Origin of the sequence: Paracoccus ravus (assembly GCF_004522175.1) — a bacterium.
Classification (GTDB): domain Bacteria; phylum Pseudomonadota; class Alphaproteobacteria; order Rhodobacterales; family Rhodobacteraceae; genus Paracoccus; species Paracoccus ravus.
Genome location: NZ_SDEB01000002.1, coordinates 22,836 through 42,101 on the forward strand (window position 1 = coordinate 22,836; position 19,266 = coordinate 42,101).

Genomic DNA, 19,266 nt, shown 5'->3' on the forward strand with positions numbered 1-19,266 from the left:
CGTCCATGACCGTTTATGAGCAGCGAGACCCCCGCTTTCGCGCGCTGATCCATGCCAATGCACAGCTGCGCCAGATCGGGACCGGCTTCGAATGGACCGAGGGTCCGGTCTGGTTCCCGGCGGCCCAGATGCTGCTTTTCTCGGACATTCCCGCCCATCGCATGATGCGCTGGACCGCCGAGACGGGTTGCTCGATCTTTCGCGAGGATTCGGATTATTCGAACGGGAACACCCGTGATCCGCAGGGCCGCCTTGTCACATGCCATCACGGGATGCGCGGGGTCGTGCGCACCGAACATGACGGCAGCCGCTCGATTCTCGCCTCGCATCACGGCGGCAAGCGTCTGAACTCGCCCAATGACCTGATCGTGCATTCGGATGGCAGCGTCTGGTTCACCGATCCGACCTACGGCATTCTTTCGAATCTCGAGGGCTACAAAGCGGACCCCGAACAGGAGGGCAGCTTCGTCTATCGCCTGCCGCCCGGGGGCGGCGCGCCGCGTGCCGTGATCACCGATTTCGTCCAGCCGAACGGATTGTGCTTCTCGCCCGATGAAAAGGTGCTTTACGTCGCCGAATCCGGCGGAAGCCAGGACCCCGAGGCTCCGCCAGCCATTCGCGCCTTCGATCTGGGACCGGATGGCGTGCTGACAAACCGTCGCGACTTTGCCCTGATCGACCGGGGGCGGCCCGACGGGATCCGCTGCGACGCGAATGGCAACCTGTGGTCCTCGGCGGCGGATGGCGTGCATGTCTTTGCCCCGGACGGGGTTCTGCTGGGCAAGATCCTGGTCCCCGAGGTCGTGTCGAACATCTGTTTCGGCGGGGCGCGTGGCAATCGGCTCTTCATTACGGCGACGACCAGCCTTTATCAGATTGCGGTCAATGCGGCTGCCGCGGACTGGCCCGCCTGACGCCGAGCGGCTGGAATTCGACCGCGCTATGCGCTAGTTCGCGATGGCAATCTGAACCGGAAGGAATCCCCGATGCGGCAATATCTGGATGCGCTGCGCTTAGTCCTTGACCAGGGCATGCCGTCGACAGACCGCACCGGGACCGGAACGATCTCGCATTTCGGGCTGCAATGCCGCTATCCGCTGGCCGAAGGGTTTCCGCTGGTCACCACCAAGAAACTGCATCTGCGATCGATCGTGCATGAGCTTTTGTGGTTCCTCTCGGGCGAGACGAATATCCGCTACCTCAAGGAAAACGGTGTCTCGATCTGGGACGAATGGGCGGATGAGAATGGCGACCTCGGGCCGGTCTATGGCCATCAATGGCGGCATTTCCCGACCCTCCGCGAAGAGGATGGGCGCGTCGTCACGGGCGAAGTCGATCAGATCGCCGAATTGGTCGAGCGCATCCGCAAGACCCCGGATTCGCGCCGCCTGATCGTCTCGGCCTGGAATCCCGGCGAGGTCGATCGGATGGCGCTGCCGCCCTGCCATACGCTGTGGCAGGTGCGCATCCAACAGGGCAAGCTGCATCTGCAGCTTTACCAGCGCTCGGCCGACATGTTCCTGGGCGTGCCGTTCAATATCGCCTCATATGCGTTGCTGACCCATATGCTGGCCCATGTCACGGGATACGAGCCAGGCGATTTCATCCATACGATGGGCGATGCGCATATCTATTCGAACCATATGGATCAGGTGGCGACCCAGCTTTCCCGCGACCCGCGCCCCCTGCCCCGGCTGCGCATCACCCGCGAGGTCAAGTCGATCTTCGATTTCCGCTTCGAGGATTTCGAGTTTCTCGATTACGATCCCGCCCCGGCGATCAAGGCCCCGGTGGCGGTCTGATGCTGACCCTGATCGTCGCCCGCGCCCGCAATTCCGCCATTGGCAAGGACAACCAGATCCCCTGGCATTCGCCCGAGGATCTGAAGATGTTCCAGCGCGAAACAACGGGCGGGGCTGTCATCATGGGCCGGCGGACCTGGGACAGCCTGCCCTTCAAGCCGCTGAAGAACCGGTTGAACATCGTCGTCTCGCGCGATCATGCGCTGGCCGAGAACGTCGCGGGATCTGGCCCTGAGGCGATCGCGCTGGCGCAGGAGGCAGGTTATAGCCGCATCTACGGCATCGGCGGCGAGGCGATCTATCGCGAGATGCTGCCCTTGGCCGACCGGCTGATGCTGACCGAGGTCGCGCTGGAGATCGAGGCCGCCGACGCCTTCTTCCCCCGCTTCGACGAAAGCGGATGGATCGAGCTGGCGCGCCGCCGGCTTCCCGGCGAGGGGCCCGAATTCACCCTGCGTGAGCTGGTCCGCCGCCGTTAAAGGGCGGTCCAGCCGCCATCGACGGAAATCGTCGTGCCGGTGACCTGATCGGCGGCGGCCGAGCACAGGTAGACCGCCGTGCCGCCCATCTGCTCGACCGTGGCGAATTGCCCCGAGGGCTGCCGCTGCAGCATGACCTTGGCGATGACCTCTTCGCGGCTCATGCCATGGGTCTTCATCTGGTCGGGGATCTGCTTCTCGACGATCGGCGTCAGCACGTAGCCGGGGCAGATCGCGTTGCAGGTGATCGGGTCGGTCGCGGTTTCCAGCGCGGTGACCTTGGTCAGGCCGACGATGCCGTGCTTGGCCGCGACATAGGCCGATTTGAAAGGGCTCGCGGTCAATCCATGCGCCGAGGCGATGTTGATGACCCGACCCCAGCCCGCCGCGCGCATCATCGGCAAGGCGATCGCCGTGGTGTGAAAGGCCGAGTTGAGGTTGATCGCAATGATTGCATCCCATTTCTCAACCGGAAATTCCGGGATCGGAGCGACATGCTGGATGCCGGCATTGTTGACGAGAATGTCGCAGCGCCCGGCCGTCTCGATCAGCGCGCGGCACTCTTCGGCTTTCGACATATCGGCCCGGATGTAACGCGCGGTGACGCCATGCTCGGCCGCGAGGCTCTTGGCCAGGGCATGATCCTCGGGACTGTCGGTGAAGCTGTTCAGGACGATATCCGCGCCCGCCTTGGCCAGTTCGACCGCGACGCCCAGTCCGATGCCCGAATTCGAGCCGGTCACCACCGCCATCTTGCCCGTCAGGAACCTTGCAAACATGACCTGTCTCCTCCGAATGCGTCACGGCGGCAGAATGGGGAAAATGCTGCAACTGCACAAGGTGGCGGAGGGGAGCGACAAGCCATAAAAAAAACGCCCGCACAAGGCGGGCGCCAGTCATGAGGCAGGTTTCATACAGGCAAGAAACCTATCGAGCAGTGATTTATCTATACGCTTTTCGCCAGATGAGTCCAATGGGTAAGTTTGCCACAGGGCGAATGGATCGCTAATCTGATCCCGGGCAAAACCAGCGACCCGAAAAACAGGGCGATCGAGCATGAGATTCTTCAAATTTTCTAACGAATCCGCGATCTGGCGGGTACTCGCCTTGGGCGTGTGTGTTGCAGCGATGCCGCTGGCAAGTGCCGCCGAACCGTCACATGCTATTGCAATGTATGGAGAACCGGCGCTGGAACCGGGCTTTTCGCATTTGCCTTATGCCAATCCCGATGCGCCCAAGGGCGGCACGATTCGACTGGCGGAATCCGGCAGCTTCGATTCGCTCAATCCTTGGATTCTGATGGGGAACCCGGTTTTTCCTATCTTCACCCAGCCGGGCCTGCTGGCCGAAACGCTGATGACGCGCTCGATCGATGAGCCCTTCACGCTTTACGGGTTGCTCGCCGAAACGGTCGAGACCGATCCGGACCGGACATGGGTCGAGTTCACCCTGCGTCCCGAGGCGCGTTTCTCGGACGGAACGCCCGTGACGGTCGAGGATGTGCTCTGGTCCTTCCAGACGCTGGGGACCAAGGGCCATCCGCGCTACATCGGTGTCTGGGCCAAGGTCGCCCGGATCGAGCAGACCGGCCCGCGCTCGGTCCGCTTCACCTTCAGCGTGGTGGACCGCGAACTGGCGCTTTTGATGGGAATGCGGCCCATCCTGAAAAAGGCGCAATGGGAAGGTCACGATTTCAGCCAGTCCGGCCTGACGCCGCCCATCGGCTCGGGGCCTTACATCATCGACAAGGTCGATCCCGGGCGCGCCATCTCCTTCCGTCGAAACCCGGATTATTGGGGCCGTGATCTGCCGGTCAATCGCGGGATGCATAATTTCGACGAGATCCGCTACGACTATTTCGGAGATGCCAATGCCATGTTCGAGGCCTTCAAGGCCGGCGAGATCGACATCTGGCGCGAATCCGTCGCCGCGCGCTGGGACCGGGACTTCGATTTCCCCGCCATGCGCGACGGCCGTGTGGTGAAATCCGAGATCCCGCATCAGCGTCCTTCGGGGATCATGGGTCTGGTGATGAACACGCGAAACCCGGCCTTCGCCGATTGGCGGGTGCGGCAGGCCCTGATCGACGCCTTCAACTATCGCTTCATCAATATGACGCTGTCGGGGGGCAAGGACCCGCGCATCACCAGCTATTTCTCGAATTCGGAACTGACGATGCAGCCCGGTCCCGCCACCGGCCGCGAGGCCGAGCTTCTCGCCCCCTTTGCCGCCGACCTGCCGCTCGGCACGCTCGAGGGCTATGCCCTGCCCGAAGGCGGCGAACGCCATATCGACCGCAAAGGCATCCGCGCCGCGCTGGACCTGCTCGCGCAAGCGGGCTGGACCGTGCAGCAGGGCGAATTGCGCAATGCGCAGGGCCGCCCCTTTGCCTTCGAGATCCTCTTGAACCAGTCGGGCAGCGCCATGCGTTCGGCCTCGGAGATGCGCCAGATTGTCGACATCTATGTCGAATCCCTGCGAAACCTGGGGATCCGCCCGCAGGTCACGCTGCTCGATTCCGCGCAATATGTCGAACGCACGAACAATTACCAATTCGACATGACCTGGTATGAACGCGGCCTGTCGCTGTCTCCGGGCAATGAGCAGATGCTGTATTGGGGCTCTGCCGGGGTGGAAAAATCCGGAACCCGCAACTGGATGGGCATGAAATCCCCCGCCGCCGAGGCGATGATCGCCGAGATGACCCGCGCCTCCAGCCTCGAGGATTATCGCAGCGCCGTTCGGGCGCTGGACCGGGTGCTGACGGCAGGGCGCTATGTCATACCGGTCAGCTATTCACGAATTTCTCGTTTGGCTCACAAATCCGACCTGCATTACCCTGAAAATACACCGCTTTATGGCGACTGGCCGGGATTCATGCCAGAAACATGGTGGCACGAGGAAAGGAATTGAGATTGACGCGCATCGCAACCCTTATCACCCTTCTGGCGTTGGCCGGATGTAACACTGTCGCCGGCGTGGGCGAGGACATCACCGGCGTCGCGCGCTGGGGACAGGGCATGATGGGAGGACCAGGTTACTGATGAAATGGGCACATGTCCAAGAGAACTGGCCAGCTTTCTTCGAGGCGATCCTTGAGAAATGGCCCGAGGCAGACGAAGGCGATCTGGATGAGATCGACGGCGACCAGCGCGCCTTCATCCGCTATATCTGCGAAGTGACAGGCCAGGAGGTCGCCGAGACAAGGGATGAGATCCGCGAATGGCTCGCGGGCGAGATCCCCTCGGATATCGTCATGGACCCGTCGCATGACAATCATTCGATCGCCTTGTCGTCCAAATATGTCGGCGAAGGCGAGGATGAATATGACGATGACGCGCGCTTCGGCGATGATGACGAAGTGCGCGGCGATGGTGACGAGAACCGTGTCTAGAAATCAGGCGTCGAGGTCGACCCAGACCGGGACATGGTCGCTGGGTTTGTCCTTGGCCCGCTCGTCGCGGTCGATGCCAAGGTCGATCAGCAGATCCTCGGCTTGCGGCGACAGCAGCACATGGTCGATCCGGATCCCGTTGTCTCTCTGCCAGGCACCCGCCTGGTAGTCCCAGAAGGTAAAGGGGCCGCGCGTATTGTCCGGATCGCGCAGTCGCACCGCATCCGACCAGCCATCATGGATGATGCGCCGCAGCGCTGCCCGGCTTTCGGGCTGGAATAGCGCGTCATTCACCCATTTCTCGGGGTGGGCGGCATCTCGCGGCTCGGGGATGACATTGTAATCGCCCAGCATCACCGCAGGGATTTCCATTTCGCGCAGCACGCGGGCGCGGGCGCGTAACCGCTCCATCCATGCGAGCTTATAGTCGAATTTCGGCCCCGGCTGGGGATTGCCATTGGGCAGATAAAGCCCGGCGATGCGCACCGCCTTCTGGCCCACCACCGTCGCCTCGATATAGCGCGACTGCTCGTCGCCCTCGTCGCCCGGCAGGCCGCGCATGACATCCTCGAGCGGCAGCTTCGACAGGATCGCGACGCCGTTGAAGCCCTTTTGCCCGTGGGTCTCCAGATGATAGCCCAGATCCGCGATCGGCTCGGCGGGGAAGGCCTCGTCCTGGGTCTTGATCTCTTGCAGGACGACGACATCGGGCTGCGCCTCGCTCAGCCAGCCGGTCAGGGTTTCGATGCGGGCGCGGACGCCGTTGATATTGAAGGTCGCGATTTTCATGCGCGCGAGACTAGCCGCGCGCAAAGCCTAAGGCCAGATCAGATCGAGAATGACGTGCCGCAGCCGCAGGACGAGCTGGCATTCGGGTTCTCGATCACGAAGCGCGCGCCGATCAATTCGTCGGTGAAGTCGATCACCGCCCCCGCAAGGAAGGGCAGCGAAACCGGATCGACCACGACGCTTTGCCCGTCCGCGGCAAGGATCAGGTCATCCTCGGCCGCCTCGTCAAGGCGGATATCATATTGAAATCCCGAGCAGCCGCCGCCCGAGACCGCGACGCGCAGCGGCCGGGCCGGGCCGCTGGAATTGATCTCGGCCAGACGCGCGAAGGCGCGGGATGTGACCTTGGGAGGCAGGTTCAGGTCCATGTTCATGCTGCGTTCTCGTTTCCGTCCGTGAATCTGAAATATAGGCTTCAGGTGAAGACCTCGCAAGGAATGCCGGACGAATGACTGCACCCTATGCCTGCAAACCCGAAGACAGCCGTGGCCGCCACTGGCCGGAACGCATGTCCACCTTTCGCAGCCCGTGGCAGCGCGACCGCGACCGGATCATCCATTCCTCGGCCTTCCGCCGCCTGAAGCACAAGACGCAGGTCTTTGTCGAGCATGAGGGCGATTATTACCGCACCCGCCTGACCCATACGATCGAGGTGGCGCAGGTCGCCCGCACCATCGCGGGCGTGCTGGGCCTGAACCCGGACCTCGCCGAGACGGTGGCGCTGGCCCATGATCTTGGCCACCCGCCCTTCGGCCATACCGGCGAGGACGCGCTGGCGGCCTTGATGCAGCCCTATGGTGGCTTCGATCACAATGCGCAGGCGCTCAGGATCGTGACCAAGCTGGAACGCCATTATGCCGATTTCGACGGGCTCAATCTGACTTGGGAAAGCCTAGAAGGCATCGCCAAGCATAACGGCCCGGTCACCGGCGACCTGCCCTATGCGCTGGCCGAGGTGAACGCCGAATGGGATCTCGAGCTTTCCGGCAATGCCAGCGCCGAGGCGCAGGTCGCCGCCGTCGCCGATGACGTGGCCTATAACCATCACGATCTGCATGACGGCTTGCGCGCGGGGCTTTTCACCGAAGAGGATCTGGCGGAACTGCCCGTCGTCGGCGAGGCCTTCGCCGAGGTCGACCGCCTGCATCCCGGTCTTGACGCCATGCGCCGCCGCCATGAGGCCCTGCGCCGCGTCTTTGGCGTCATGGTCGAGGATGTGATCGCCGTCGCCCAGAACCGCCTGACCGCGTTGCAGCCGCAATCGGTGCAGGACATCCGCGACATGGACGGTCCGATCATTCGCTTCTCGAAGCCGCTTTACCAGAATCTCAAGGCGATCAAGCTGTTCCTGTTCCAGCGCATGTACCGCGCGCCCTCGGTCGTGGTCGAACGCCAGCGTGTGACCGAGATGCTGAACGGGCTTTTCCCGCTATTCCTGAACGATCCCTCGCAGATGCCGGAACATTGGCTGGCGGCGGCTGAGGCGGCCGGAGACGAGACCGGCCGCGCCCGCGTCGTGCTGGACTATGTCGCCGGCATGACCGACCGCTTTGCCATTCAGGAGGCAGAGCGGCTTTTGTGACGGGCTGGGGCGCGGGCCCCTACTCGGTCTTGTCCTTCGCTTTCAGCCATTCCTGCATCATGGCGATCTCGGCTTCCTGCGCGCGAATGACCTCTTCTGCGAGCTTGCGCACCTCGGGGTCTTCGCCATGCTCCAGCGCGACCTTGGCCATGTCGATCGCGCCCTGATGATGCGGAATCATGCCGCGCATGAAATCGATATCGGCATTCCCGGTATATTCGATGGCCATGTCCTGATGCATCTTGTCCATCGCCTTCATGTAACCCTCGGTCGAGGGGGCAACGGCCTCGGCACCATGATCCATGGCGTGCACCGCATGGTCCTGCGCGATGGCGGGCATGGCGACCAGAGCGGCAAGCGCTGCGGCGGTAAAGGATTTGCGCATATGTTCCTCCTGCTTTGCGTGGCTTATCAAGCCGCTGTCGGTGCGGAATCGGAAATGACAAACCTGTCAGATGGCGCTTTCGTGACAATCTGCCGCAGATGAAACCGCGCGACGGCTCGCGCGTTGGGCCGCGAACCTCAGCCAAAAAGGAGACTGACCATGATCGTCAATTCCGGCTCTGCGAAATGGGAAGGCGGCATCAAGGACGGCAAGGGGCTTATCTCGACCAAGTCCGGCGCGCTTAAGGATCAGCCCTATGGCTTCAATACGCGCTTCGAGGGGCTGCCGGGCACCAACCCCGAGGAACTGATCGGCGCGGCGCATGCCGCCTGCTTCAGCATGGCTCTGTCTCTGATCCTGCAAGAGGCAGGCGTCACCGGCGTCCAGATCGAGACCAGTTCGGAAATCGGGCTGGCCAAGGAAGAGGGCGGTTTCTCGATCAAGACGGCCCATCTGACGACGCGGATCAAGGGCAATGGCGATGCCAGCCTGATCGAGGAATGCGCGCATAAGGCGGAAAAGAACTGCCCCGTCAGCAAGGTGCTGAATGCCGAGATTACGCTGGACGTGACGGTCGGCTGAGGCGGAATGAAGGACGGCGCCCAAGGGCGCCGTTTTCGATCAGACCATCATTTCCTTGGTCGCCGTCAGCTTCAATTCGGGATGATCGCGGCTCACGCGGTCGATATCCCATTGCAGCCGCGTGAGGTAGACCAGATCCCCGTCATGGTCCTGCGCCATATGGCCCTTGTTGGACTGGGCGAATTTCTCGACATCGTCCTTGGGCCCGGCGACCCAGCGGGCGCTGGTGAATTGCGAGGATTCGAAGCGCACGGGCAGCCCGTATTCGATCTCGATCCGGCTGGCCAGAACCTCGAATTGCAGCGCGCCGACGACGCCGACGATGAAGCCCGAGCCGATCATCGGCTTGAAGACCTTGGCCGCGCCCTCTTCGGCGAATTGCATCAGCGCCTTTTCCAGATGCTTGGCCTTCATCGGGTCGCCCGCGCGGACGGTCTGCAAGAGTTCCGGCGCGAAGCTGGGGATGCCGGTGAAGCGCAGCGTCTCGCCCTCGGTCAGCGCATCGCCGATGCGCAGCTGGCCGTGGTTCGGAATGCCGATGATGTCGCCCGCCCAGGCCTCTTCGGCCAGTTCGCGGTCGGCGGCAAGGAAAAGGACCGGGTTCGACACCGCCATGGGCTTTTTCGAGCGGACATGGAGCAGTTTCATGCCGCGTTCGAAGTGGCCCGAAGCAAGGCGCACGAAAGCCACGCGGTCGCGGTGCTTGGGGTCCATATTGGCCTGCACCTTGAAGACGAAACCGGTGACGGGCTTTTCCTCCGCGCCAATCTCGCGCTCGGCGGAATGCTGGGGCTGCGGCTCGGGGCCGAATTCACCGATGCCGGTCATCAATTCCTTGACGCCGAAGCTGTTGATCGCCGAGCCAAACCAGATCGGGGTCATGTGCCCTTCGAGGAAGCTCTGGCGGTCAAAGGCGGGCAGCAACTCGCGCGCCATCTCCAGTTCCTCGCGCAGCTTGGCAAGCAAGTCGGCGGGGACGTGATCGGCAAGCTTCGGATCGTCCAGACCCGAGATTTGCACGGTTTCCGCGACCTTGTTGCGGTCGGCGCGGTCCATGATCTCAAGGCGGTCGTTCAGCAGGTCGTATGCGCCGATGAAATCGCGGCCCATGCCGATGGGCCAAGACACCGGAGCCACGTCGATGGCGAGGTTTTCCTGAATCTCGTCGATGATCTCGAAGGTGTCGCGGCTTTCCCGGTCCATCTTGTTACAGAAGGTCAGGATCGGCAGATCGCGCAGACGGCAGACCTCGAAGAGCTTGCGGGTCTGGCTTTCGACGCCCTTCGCGCCGTCAATCACCATGATCGCGGCGTCCACGGCGGTCAGCGTCCGATAGGTGTCTTCCGAGAAATCGCTGTGGCCGGGCGTGTCGACGAGGTTGAAGCGGTATTGCCCGAATTCGAACGACATGGCGGATGCCGAGACCGAGATGCCGCGATCCTGCTCCATCTTCATGAAGTCCGAGCGCGTGCGCCGCGCCTCGCCCTTGGCGCGGACCTGACCGGCCATCTGGATCGCGCCCCCGAAGAGCAGGAACTTTTCGGTCAGCGTGGTCTTGCCGGCGTCGGGATGCGAAATGATCGCAAAGGTCCGGCGGCGGGCGATTTCGGGCGGAAGGACGGGTTGGTTGCTCATGCCCGGCCCTTTACCTTGCCGGGCGTCCAGCCTCAAACGAATTGTTCGCGCATCAGCCTTTCCTCCAGACCATGGCCGGGGTCGAAAAGCAGGCGGTGATTGATCGAGGTCTCGGTCCTGATCTCGACCCACAGGACCGAATCGACGCCGCGCGAATCGGCATCCGCCATGACCGGCCGCTTGTCGGGGTCGAGCACGTCGAAACGCAGCGTCGCCGAATTGGGCAGGATCGCACCTCGCCAGCGCCGCGGCCGGAAGGCGGCGATCGCGGTCAGCGCCAGCACATCCGAGCCCAAGGGCAGGATCGGGCCATTGGCCGAGTAGTTATAGGCGGTCGAACCGGCGGGCGTGGAGAGCAGCGCGCCGTCGCAGACCAGTTCCTCCATCCGCACCCGGCCATTGACCGAGATGCGCAGGCGCGCCGCCTGCGGCCCCGCGCGCAGCAGGCTCACCTCGTTGATCGCCAGCGCGCAATGCTCGTGCCCGTCGGTGGTGCCCGCCGTCATGGCGAGCGGGTTGATGGCGGTTTCCTCGGCGGCGGCGATGCGCTCGGGCAGGCCATCCTCGGAATAGTTGTTCATCAGGAAGCCGACCGTGCCGCGATTCATGCCGTAAACCGGCAATCCGCGATTCTGATGCATCACGTTCAGCATCAGCCCGTCGCCTCCCAATGCGACGATGACCTCGGCCTCGCGGATCGGAACATGACCGTAACGCGCCGAAAGGGTTTCGGCGGCGCCGGCGGCGGTCTCGGTGCTGCTGGAAATGAAATGCATCTTCATGCGCGCCATCTTGCCCCCGACGCGGCCCGGCGCAAGCCCCCGCGATACCATGGAAGATCTACCGCGCCCGCGTCGCATCCGTCCTAGCGGGCCGCGAGAAATCGGTCTATGAGGCGCGCAAGCCGCTTCACATGAGGACCAGATGACCGATACCGGATTCTTCACCGAGACGCTGGACAGCCGCGATCCCGAAATCTTTGGCGCCATCCGCAAGGAACTGGGTCGCCAGCGCGACGAGATCGAGTTGATCGCGTCCGAGAACATCGTCTCGAAGGCGGTGCTCGAGGCGCAGGGCTCGGTCCTGACTAACAAATATGCCGAAGGCTATCCGGGCAAGCGCTACTATGGCGGCTGCCAATATGTCGATATCGCCGAGAATCTGGCGATCGAGCGTGCCAAGCAACTCTTCGGCTGCGAATTCGCGAACGTCCAGCCGAATTCGGGCTCGCAGATGAACCAGGCCGTGTTCCTCGCGCTGCTGCAGCCGGGCGACACCTTCATGGGTCTCGACCTGAATTCGGGCGGCCACCTGACCCACGGTTCGCCGGTGAACATGTCCGGGAAATGGTTCAACGTCGTCAGCTACGGCGTGCGCCAGCAGGACCAGCTCTTGGACATGGAAGAAATCCGCAGGAAGGCGCTGGAAAGCAAGCCCAAGCTGATCGTCGCGGGTGGCACCGCCTATTCACGCATCTGGGACTGGGCCGAATTCCGCAAGATCGCGGACGAAGTCGGCGCCTACCTGATGGTCGACATGGCCCATATCGCGGGCCTCGTGGCCGGCGGCCAGCACCCCTCGCCGCTGCCGCATGCCCATGTCGTGACCACCACCACGCATAAATCGCTGCGCGGCCCGCGTGGCGGCATGGTGCTGACCAACGATGCCGACATCGCCAAGAAGATCAACTCGGCGGTCTTCCCCGGCCTGCAGGGCGGCCCGCTGATGCATGTGATCGCCGCCAAGGCCGTGGCCTTTGGCGAAGCGCTGCGCCCCGGCTTCAAGGATTACGCGGCCCAGGTCGTTAAAAACGCGCAGGCCATGGCCGATGAGCTGATGAAGGGCGGCATCGACATCGTTTCGGGCGGCACCGACAACCACCTCTGCCTCGCCGACCTGCGCCCCAAAGGCGTCACCGGCAAGGCGACCGAGGCCGCGCTGGGTCGCGCCCATATCACCTGCAACAAGAACGGCGTGCCGTTCGATCCGGAAAAACCCTTCGTGACCTCGGGCATCCGTCTGGGCGCGCCGGCAGGCACCACCCGCGGCTTCAAGGAAGAGGAGTTCCGCCAGATCGCCCGCTGGATCGTCGAGGTCGTCGATGGCCTTGCCGCCAATGGCGATGAGGGCAATGCCGAGGTCGAGGCCAAGGTCAAGGCCGAGGTCGAGGCGCTCTGCGCGCGCTTCCCGCTTTACGCCGATATGTAAGAAATCGGTCGCGCGGGCTCAGACGAGCCCGCGCGCCGTCACGATCCAAAGCGCGATCAGGCCGAGGATCATCAGACCAAAGACGATGCTCGCGGCGACGCCCAGCAAGCCACCTCCGATCCGCCCCGCCCGGCCCAGCGGCTGCAGATAGCCGGTCAAAGCTCGATAGGCCGTGTCGAATTTCTGAAAATCGACTTGCCGCGCCAGTTTCGGATGTCCGGCCATCAGATCGGCCCTTGCCATGAACTGCGCCTCGCGCCGCAGCTTGCGTGGCAGAGCACCGCCGCGCCGCTTCAGCATCTCACCCAGATCCACCCTGTGACCGCGCCGGACACCGCCGAAACGCGCCGCCATCAGGCTTGCCACCTCATCTGCCTTGGGCCTGATTTCATCTATCATGCTCACACCCTTTTTTTTCGAGGCTAGCGCCTCTGGCAGTCCTTCGCCAGTGCCGTTACGGTGCCGCCATGATGTTGAACATGACCCTGACCGGAGAGGATTCGACCCAAGCCCCCGTGCTTTTGGCACATGGGCTGTTCGGATCGGGAAAGAACCTTGGCGGGCTGGCGCGCAGGCTGGCCGAGACGCGACGGGTGATATCACTCGATATGCGCAACCATGGCGACAGTTTTCACGACCCCGACCACAGCTATCCCGCCTTGGCGGGCGATCTGGCAGAGATCATCCGCGCCCAGGGCGGTCAGGCCGATGTGCTGGGCCATTCCATGGGCGGGAAAGCCGCCATGATGCTGGCGCTGACGCATCCCGAACTGGTGCGCCGCCTCGCGGTTCTGGACATCGCGCCCTTTGCCTATGGCCATACGCAGACTCCCCTGATCGATGCGATGGAGGCGGTGGATCTGAGGGACCTGAAACTGCGCTCCGAGGCCGATCGCCGGCTGGGCGACTATGTCGATACGCCGGGTGTGCGCGCCTTCTTGCTGCAATCTCTGGATTTGAAATCGCTCCCGCCGCGCTGGAAGTTCAATCTCGCGACCCTGCGCGAACAGATGCCCACCCTCGTGGGGTGGCCCTCGGATGCGCCCAAGGCCACGTTCGACGGCCCCGTTCTGGTCCTGGCCGGTGCCGAATCCGATTATGTCCGCGAGCCACAGGTCGAGGCGATCCGCGCGCATCTTCCGCAGGCGAAGATCAGGTTCCTCGCCGGATCGGGCCATTGGCTTCATGCCGACCGCCCGAGCGAAGTGGCCGATACCGTCGCCGAATTCTTCGGCTAACAGCGCAAACCGACCCTGCCCTCTCCGGTGTCTCCGGGGATGCGGGTCTTGAGACTGTTGGCGATGGCTTTGCAACCGCTCGCCTCTTCGGCGGCGCGCATCATCAGGTCGGGAACGCGCCTGCGATCCTTGCGCGAAAGATAGCCAAGGCGGATCACCTCGGCCTCGTTCGGCTTTACGAAGACCGAAAAACGGATGTCTTCAACGTCGAGGTCATGCCGCCGGGCACCTAGATATTCCGGCGCGGGCGAGGCGCAGGAGGCGAGAAGAAGCAAGGCAAGGATCATCGGGCGCATGTCCCATTGATCCGCGAAACAGGTTAACCAATGCCTAACGATCTGACGCGCCAGCGTTCGGCGGGCATCCGCGCATCCTCTCGGGAAAGCGGGCATTTCCGCCGATCATCCGCCCATCTCGCGCTTGTGTGAGCGGCAATCCCGCCGCGCTTGGCCTAGGCTCGATCCCCGAAGAGCAGTCAACGACAAGGAGCAATCAATGCGCCGTTTTATTCCCCTTGCGCCAATTCTGGCCGTAATGGCCCTTTCCGCTTGCGAGACCATGCAGGGCGCGGGCCGCGACATGCAGACCGCAGGCGCCCTGCTGACCGATCAGGCGGCAAACAGCCAGACCCAGATCGGGCAACAGCCCTACGCTTCACCCCCGCCCTATTGACGCGAGGTGGAAACCCGGGGCGGCCCCTTATCTTGCGAGACCGCCTCTCTGAACCCCTATGGCAGATCTGGACATGCCTGAACGAAGTAAGCGTGATGCCAATCACCAAGCCTTCGATTGGCTCTGACCTCGGACCATAAGCTGCTGGAGCATCGCACCAATTCATGGCTCATTTGAGCCGAGGCAATCGCGGTTTCCAGGTGTGACGGCCATCTGCGCGCGAGTAATTCACGCTCCAGAATAGCCATCGCGAAGTTTGTAAAGATCAGGATCGCATCCAGCACGAGGTCAAACACGCGCGCGTGAACGAATTCACGTTCCCGCTCGGGTTTGAGTACCACATCGACGAAATGGCGAAAGTAATAGTTGCCAGCTTGGTAGGAGGGGTGAACGGCCTCGGAGAAGTAGCCATATTCCCGGCCCTGATATTCCGCCCGAGCAACCTTCGCCGCATCTGGAAGCTTTGATTGCTCACTCCAAAAGGACTGCGCCTGTTTGGTGTACTTTCCCTTGCTGCGGGCCCAGTAGCGATCAGCCTTATTTCGGGTCTCGAACATTTCTACCGCAGCATCGTCGCTCCCCACGAGCCAGGTAGCCATTCTTTCGCCTTCGTAAACACAGCGGGCCAGAGCACGCAGAGACACTTCGTGTCCGGCCGCCGCTGCGGGCAGAAAAGTAACCAATAACTGCTCAAGATAACCCGACATGCTGCATCGGCTAGAAATGACAGGATCGAGATGCTCTGTTTCACCTCGCGACAGCGCTCGCGCTTGAATGCAACTATTCAAAAATAGATTGTGCGCCCAAACGGCCAGTTCGAGTGCGAGCATGTAATTGCAGCCGACTTGTCCGTATGTACGAATATACCTTACGTCCGAAAGTGGCGGAGGAGGATAAATTCCGTACTTCCGTAGCCGCAGATATTTACTTAAGCATTCATCCAAATTGGCGATCCCGGTCTCGGACATGAGATCGCCATATCTCTTATGAAACGGGCTCTTGGCCGCCTCACCCATCCATCTTGAGCGCTTGGATAAACGCCGTCTGCGGGATTTCGACCTTGCCGAATTGCCGCATCTTCTTCTTACCGGCCTTCTGCTTCTCCAGAAGCTTCTTTTTCCGCGTGGCGTCGCCGCCATAGCATTTCGCGGTCACGTCCTTGCGCATCGCCGAGAGCGTCTCGCGCGCGATCACGCGGCTGCCGATGGCGGCCTGAATCGGGATCTTGAACATGTGGCGCGGGATCAGCTCTTTGAGCTTCTCGACCATGACGCGGCCACGGCTTTCCGCGCGGTCGCGGTGGACCATGATCGACAGCGCATCGACCGGCTCATCGTTTACCAGAATCGACATCTTCACGAGGAAATCCTCGCGATATTCGCTGATCTGGTAGTCGAACGAGGCATAGCCCTTGGTCACCGATTTCAGGCGGTCGTAGAAGTCGAAGACCACCTCGGCCAGCGGCAGGTCATAGACCACCATGGCCCGGTTCCCCGCATAGGTCAGATCCATCTGGATGCCGCGACGGTCCTGGCACAGCTTCAGCACGTCGCCCAGATATTCGTCCGGCACCATGATCGTCGCTTTGATGCGCGGCTCTTGGATGTGGTCGACATAGGTCAGGTCGGGCATGTCGGCGGGGTTGTGCAGATCGCGCACTTCGCCGTCCTTCATGTGCAGCTTGAACACGACCGAGGGCGCGGTGGTGATCAGGTCGAGATCGTATTCGCGCTCCAGACGGTCGCGGATCACCTCGAGATGCAGCAGGCCAAGGAAGCCGCAGCGGAAGCCGAAGCCTAGGGCAGCCGAAGTTTCCATCTCATAGCTGAAGCTTGCATCGTTCAGCGCGAGCTTTTCGATCGCGTCACGCAGCGCCTCGAAATCGTTCGCATCGACCGGGAAAAGCCCGCAGAACACCACCGGTTGCGCAGGCTTGAAGCCCGGCAGAGGCGTGTCGGTGCCCTTTTTCTCATGGGTGATGGTGTCGCCGACGCGAGTGTCGCGGACCTGCTTGATGGATGCGGTCAGCACGCCGATCTCGCCCGGCCCGAGTTCCGCGATATCGACCATCGCCGGCTTCAGGACCGCGAGCTTGTCGATGCCGTAAAGCGCGCCCGTCTGCATCATCTTGATGCGGTCGCCCTTGCGGATCACGCCATCCATGACGCGGATCATGACGACGACGCCCAGATAGGCATCATACCAGCTGTCGACCAGCATGGCCTTCAGCGGCGCGTTGCGGTCGCCCTTGGGGGCCGGCAGGCGGGTGACGATGGCTTCCAGCACGTCCGGAATGCCGAGGCCGGTCTTGGCCGAGATCTCGATCGCGTCATGGGCGTCGATGCCGATCACGTCCTCGATGTTTTCCTTGACCCGGTCCGGCTCGGCGGCGGGAAGGTCGATCTTGTTCAGCACCGGGACGATGTCATGGCCCGCGTCGATCGCTTGGTAGACGTTTGCCAGCGTCTGCGCCTCGACGCCTTGGCTGGCATCGACGACCAGAAGCGAGCCCTCGACCGCGCGCATCGAGCGGCTGACCTCATAGGCGAAGTCGACATGGCCGGGGGTGTCGATCAGGTTCAACACATATTTGCGACCATCCTTGGCCGGATATTCGATCCGGACGGTATTGGCCTTGATGGTGATGCCGCGTTCGCGCTCGATATCCATGCTGTCCAGCAGCTGGGCTTTCATGTCGCGTTCGGCGACCGTGCCCGTCATCTGGATCAGCCGATCGGCCAAGGTGGATTTGCCGTGGTCGATATGGGCCACGATCGAGAAGTTTCTGATGAGATCAAGGTCGGTCATGGCGCGGCTATACTGGGGAAATGGGTTTGCGGGAAGAGGGAACGCACGAGGGTCAGCTGCGCAGCGGTGAGAGCCCTGCGTCACGAAGCTGGCGGCGGCGCAAGAGCGCCTCCCGCCACATCGCGTAGCAGCCCGAGGCGACGATCAGACCTGCGCCACTGAGCGTCAGTGCATCGGGTCGCTCGCCAAAGACGATCACGGCAAGCGTCAGCGCAAAGACGAGGCGGGCATAGCGGAAGGGCGCAAGCGCCGCAGCCTCGCCGATGCGGGTGGCAGTGACCAGTAGCGCATAGCCCGCGACGCCGACCGCTATGCAGCCCGCGAATTGCAGGGCCTGCAGCGGGCTCGGGATGACGAATTCCTGCCCCAGCACGATCCCCATCGCGATCGAGGCCAGCAGGATGGCAAAGAAGGCCGAGGCCGCAAGCTGCAGCGAGTGGATCTGCGAGGGGACGCGCCGGGTGACGAGGTCGCGCGCGGCAAGGCCGATCACCGCGACCAGCGCCATCAGCGAGGCGGGCTGGAAATCGCCAAGCCCCGGCCGCAAGACCAGCAGCACCCCAAGGAAGCCGACGCCGATCGCGGTCCAGCGCCTCCAGCCGACCGGCTCGCCCAAGAAAACAGCCGCGCCCAGCACGATCGCGAGCGGCAGCGCCTGCATGATCGCCGCGGTCGAGGACAGTTCCGTCAACGCCAATGCCACCACGATCCCGATGGAGCCCACGGCTTCCGAGACATTGCGCAGCACGACCTGCGGGCGGATCAGGTCACGGGTCCACATGTTCCCGCCCTGCATCTTCAGCATGGCCCAGAAACAAAGCCAGCCCAAAAGGCCGATGATGCCCAGCACCTCGGCAAAGGGCAGGCCCTTGGACAGCAGCTTGATGAACATGTCCTCGACGGCGAACAGCACCATCGAGACGAGCATCAGCGTCGCCGCACGAAAATTTTCGCCGCCCATCGAAAGGACCTCGGTTGTAGGAATTGCAGAGCCTGCCATATGCCGCGATGATCTGGCGGTCCAGATGGAAAGGAACGACGATGCGCTTCCATGTCGAAGATATGAGTTGCGGCCATTGCAGCGCGGCCATCGAGCGTGCCATCGCCGAGGCCGGGGGCCGTGCGCAGAGCGATCTGTCGCGCCGCTCGGTCGAGATCGAGGGCCTCGACGCCGCCCGGGCCGCGCAGGTGATTCGCGATGCCGGATACAGTCCGGAACCCGCGTGACGGCACATCTTGCGGCCAGTTTCCGCCACCCCGCCAAGACTGGCCAGACCAGCGCGATTGAGCCAAAGCGCATTTCCTGTTAACCTTCGCCGGATAAGACGCGGCCTCGTGAGGGTGTCCAGCCCCGCCGCATGATCCGATCCGAGGAGACAGTGATGTTGAACCGCCTGATCATCGCCGCGGCCGCGGTGGCCCTGACCGCGCCGCTTGCCGTTGCCGGCCCCATTGACAGCGCCTGTGCGAAATCCGACCGACGCGCGAGCAATCGCAACCTCTGCGGCTGTATTCAGCAGGTCGCGAACCAGACGCTGTCGCGCTCGGACCAGCGGCGTGCGGCGCGATTCTTTACCGATGCGGACGAGGCCCAGACCGTGCGCATGTCCAAGACCGTCGCCGACAACGCCTTCTGGGACCGCTACATGCGTTTCGCCTCGGCCGCCGAGGCCTATTGCGCGCGCTAGGCCA

24 protein-coding genes are annotated in these 19,266 nt (G+C 62.8%); 13 read left to right on the forward strand and 11 right to left on the reverse strand.

From position 1 onward, the window contains the following. Positions 1-5: 5 nt before the first annotated feature. The 3 genes from ESZ60_RS01930 to ESZ60_RS01940 all read left to right on the forward strand — a co-directional run bounded on the left by ESZ60_RS01930 (position 6) and on the right by ESZ60_RS01940 (position 2,281). Positions 6-914, forward strand: coding sequence for an SMP-30/gluconolactonase/LRE family protein (locus ESZ60_RS01930; protein ID WP_134678730.1), 909 nt, complete (start codon positions 6-8; stop codon positions 912-914). Positions 915-986: 72 nt separating this feature from the next. Next, the gene (locus ESZ60_RS01935) at positions 987-1,802 is read left to right on the forward strand and encodes a thymidylate synthase (protein WP_134678731.1); all 816 of its coding nucleotides are present in this window, start codon (positions 987-989) and stop codon (positions 1,800-1,802) included. Beyond that, positions 1,802-2,281, forward strand: coding sequence for a dihydrofolate reductase (locus tag ESZ60_RS01940; RefSeq protein ID WP_134678732.1), 480 nt, complete (start codon positions 1,802-1,804; stop codon positions 2,279-2,281). The genes ESZ60_RS01935 and ESZ60_RS01940 overlap by 1 nt, the downstream gene beginning before the upstream one ends. Here the strand turns inward: ESZ60_RS01940 and ESZ60_RS01945 are convergent. Then, the gene (locus ESZ60_RS01945; RefSeq protein WP_134678733.1) at positions 2,278-3,060 is read right to left on the reverse strand and encodes a 3-hydroxybutyrate dehydrogenase; all 783 of its coding nucleotides are present in this window, start codon (positions 3,058-3,060) and stop codon (positions 2,278-2,280) included. The two genes, ESZ60_RS01940 and ESZ60_RS01945, sit on opposite strands and share 4 nt — an antisense overlap. Positions 3,061-3,337: 277 nt before the next feature. Between ESZ60_RS01945 and ESZ60_RS01950 the strand changes: the two genes are divergently transcribed. From ESZ60_RS01950 to ESZ60_RS01955, 3 genes are read left to right on the forward strand one after another with little or no spacing between them, the layout of a single operon-like run. After that, a complete protein-coding gene (locus tag ESZ60_RS01950; protein WP_134678734.1) occupies positions 3,338-5,194 on the forward strand; it encodes an extracellular solute-binding protein in 1,857 nt (618 codons plus the stop codon). Beyond that, positions 5,191-5,325: a hypothetical protein gene (locus tag ESZ60_RS21660; protein ID WP_280633991.1), complete on the forward strand. Its 135-nt coding sequence runs from the start codon at positions 5,191-5,193 to the stop codon at positions 5,323-5,325. The genes ESZ60_RS01950 and ESZ60_RS21660 overlap by 4 nt, the downstream gene beginning before the upstream one ends. Next, a complete protein-coding gene (locus tag ESZ60_RS01955) occupies positions 5,325-5,675 on the forward strand; it encodes a hypothetical protein (protein ID WP_134678735.1) in 351 nt (116 codons plus the stop codon). The genes ESZ60_RS21660 and ESZ60_RS01955 overlap by 1 nt, the downstream gene beginning before the upstream one ends. A gap of 3 nt (positions 5,676-5,678) precedes the next feature. On the opposite strand, the gene xth is transcribed toward ESZ60_RS01955, so the two are convergent. Further along, entirely contained in the window at positions 5,679-6,464 is a 786-nt protein-coding gene (gene xth / locus ESZ60_RS01960; RefSeq protein WP_134678736.1) for an exodeoxyribonuclease III, read from the reverse strand. Positions 6,465-6,502: 38 nt separating this feature from the next. After that, positions 6,503-6,838 (reverse strand): HesB/IscA family protein, encoded by a 336-nt coding sequence (locus ESZ60_RS01965; RefSeq protein ID WP_167620036.1) that lies wholly within the window; start codon positions 6,836-6,838, stop codon positions 6,503-6,505. Between the two features lie 74 nt (positions 6,839-6,912). Between ESZ60_RS01965 and ESZ60_RS01970 the strand changes: the two genes are divergently transcribed. Further along, positions 6,913-8,046 carry a deoxyguanosinetriphosphate triphosphohydrolase gene (locus tag ESZ60_RS01970; RefSeq protein ID WP_134678737.1) on the forward strand — a complete coding sequence of 378 codons (1,134 nt, stop codon included), beginning with the start codon at positions 6,913-6,915 and terminating at the stop codon, positions 8,044-8,046. Positions 8,047-8,065: 19 nt separating this feature from the next. Here ESZ60_RS01970 and copM read toward each other — a convergent pair whose 3' ends face one another. Continuing rightward, on the reverse strand, positions 8,066-8,431 hold the full coding sequence (gene copM, locus ESZ60_RS01975) for a CopM family metallochaperone (protein WP_134678738.1): 366 nt from the start codon (positions 8,429-8,431) through the stop codon (positions 8,066-8,068). 159 nt (positions 8,432-8,590) lie between these two features. Here copM and ESZ60_RS01980 point away from each other — a divergent pair, with 159 nt between their 5' ends. Next, positions 8,591-9,013 (forward strand): OsmC family protein, encoded by a 423-nt coding sequence (locus tag ESZ60_RS01980; protein ID WP_134678739.1) that lies wholly within the window; start codon positions 8,591-8,593, stop codon positions 9,011-9,013. A 39-nt stretch (positions 9,014-9,052) separates the two neighbouring features. On the opposite strand, the gene ESZ60_RS01985 is transcribed toward ESZ60_RS01980, so the two are convergent. Then, positions 9,053-10,648 carry a peptide chain release factor 3 gene (locus ESZ60_RS01985; RefSeq protein WP_134678740.1) on the reverse strand — a complete coding sequence of 532 codons (1,596 nt, stop codon included), beginning with the start codon at positions 10,646-10,648 and terminating at the stop codon, positions 9,053-9,055. A 32-nt stretch (positions 10,649-10,680) separates the two neighbouring features. Next, positions 10,681-11,430, reverse strand: coding sequence for an NAD kinase (locus tag ESZ60_RS01990; RefSeq protein WP_134678741.1), 750 nt, complete (start codon positions 11,428-11,430; stop codon positions 10,681-10,683). A 142-nt stretch (positions 11,431-11,572) separates the two neighbouring features. Here ESZ60_RS01990 and glyA point away from each other — a divergent pair, with 142 nt between their 5' ends. Further along, entirely contained in the window at positions 11,573-12,856 is a 1,284-nt protein-coding gene (glyA, locus tag ESZ60_RS01995) for a serine hydroxymethyltransferase (protein ID WP_134678742.1), read from the forward strand. An 18-nt stretch (positions 12,857-12,874) separates the two neighbouring features. Here glyA and ESZ60_RS02000 read toward each other — a convergent pair whose 3' ends face one another. Continuing rightward, positions 12,875-13,255, reverse strand: coding sequence for a hypothetical protein (locus ESZ60_RS02000; protein ID WP_134678743.1), 381 nt, complete (start codon positions 13,253-13,255; stop codon positions 12,875-12,877). 71 nt (positions 13,256-13,326) lie between these two features. On the opposite strand from ESZ60_RS02000, the gene ESZ60_RS02005 reads away from it, so the two are divergent. Then, positions 13,327-14,094 carry an alpha/beta fold hydrolase gene (locus ESZ60_RS02005; protein WP_167620042.1) on the forward strand — a complete coding sequence of 256 codons (768 nt, stop codon included), beginning with the start codon at positions 13,327-13,329 and terminating at the stop codon, positions 14,092-14,094. Here ESZ60_RS02005 and ESZ60_RS02010 read toward each other — a convergent pair. Continuing rightward, positions 14,091-14,390 (reverse strand): hypothetical protein, encoded by a 300-nt coding sequence (locus ESZ60_RS02010; protein WP_134678745.1) that lies wholly within the window; start codon positions 14,388-14,390, stop codon positions 14,091-14,093. The genes ESZ60_RS02005 and ESZ60_RS02010 overlap by 4 nt on opposite strands. A 199-nt stretch (positions 14,391-14,589) precedes the next feature. Between ESZ60_RS02010 and ESZ60_RS02015 the strand changes: the two genes are divergently transcribed. After that, positions 14,590-14,766 carry an entericidin A/B family lipoprotein gene (locus ESZ60_RS02015; protein ID WP_134678746.1) on the forward strand — a complete coding sequence of 59 codons (177 nt, stop codon included), beginning with the start codon at positions 14,590-14,592 and terminating at the stop codon, positions 14,764-14,766. A 56-nt stretch (positions 14,767-14,822) separates the two neighbouring features. Here the strand turns inward: ESZ60_RS02015 and ESZ60_RS02020 are convergent, their stop codons facing one another. From ESZ60_RS02020 to ESZ60_RS02030, 3 genes are read right to left on the reverse strand one after another with little or no spacing between them, the layout of a single operon-like run. Continuing rightward, positions 14,823-15,734, reverse strand: coding sequence for a hypothetical protein (locus ESZ60_RS02020; protein ID WP_134678747.1), 912 nt, complete (start codon positions 15,732-15,734; stop codon positions 14,823-14,825). A 40-nt stretch (positions 15,735-15,774) separates the two neighbouring features. Then, on the reverse strand, positions 15,775-17,574 hold the full coding sequence (gene lepA, locus ESZ60_RS02025; RefSeq protein ID WP_134678748.1) for a translation elongation factor 4: 1,800 nt from the start codon (positions 17,572-17,574) through the stop codon (positions 15,775-15,777). A gap of 52 nt (positions 17,575-17,626) precedes the next feature. After that, positions 17,627-18,535: a DMT family transporter gene (locus ESZ60_RS02030; RefSeq protein ID WP_134678749.1), complete on the reverse strand. Its 909-nt coding sequence runs from the start codon at positions 18,533-18,535 to the stop codon at positions 17,627-17,629. A gap of 80 nt (positions 18,536-18,615) precedes the next feature. Here ESZ60_RS02030 and ESZ60_RS02035 point away from each other — a divergent pair, with 80 nt between their 5' ends. Together ESZ60_RS02035 and ESZ60_RS02040 are read left to right on the forward strand one after the other, a co-directional pair. Further along, complete coding sequence (locus ESZ60_RS02035; protein ID WP_134678750.1) at positions 18,616-18,801, forward strand: heavy-metal-associated domain-containing protein; 186 nt, start codon at positions 18,616-18,618, stop codon at positions 18,799-18,801. Positions 18,802-18,956: 155 nt separating this feature from the next. Next, the gene (locus ESZ60_RS02040) at positions 18,957-19,262 is read left to right on the forward strand and encodes a hypothetical protein (protein ID WP_134678751.1); all 306 of its coding nucleotides are present in this window, start codon (positions 18,957-18,959) and stop codon (positions 19,260-19,262) included. Positions 19,263-19,266 lie beyond the last annotated feature (4 nt).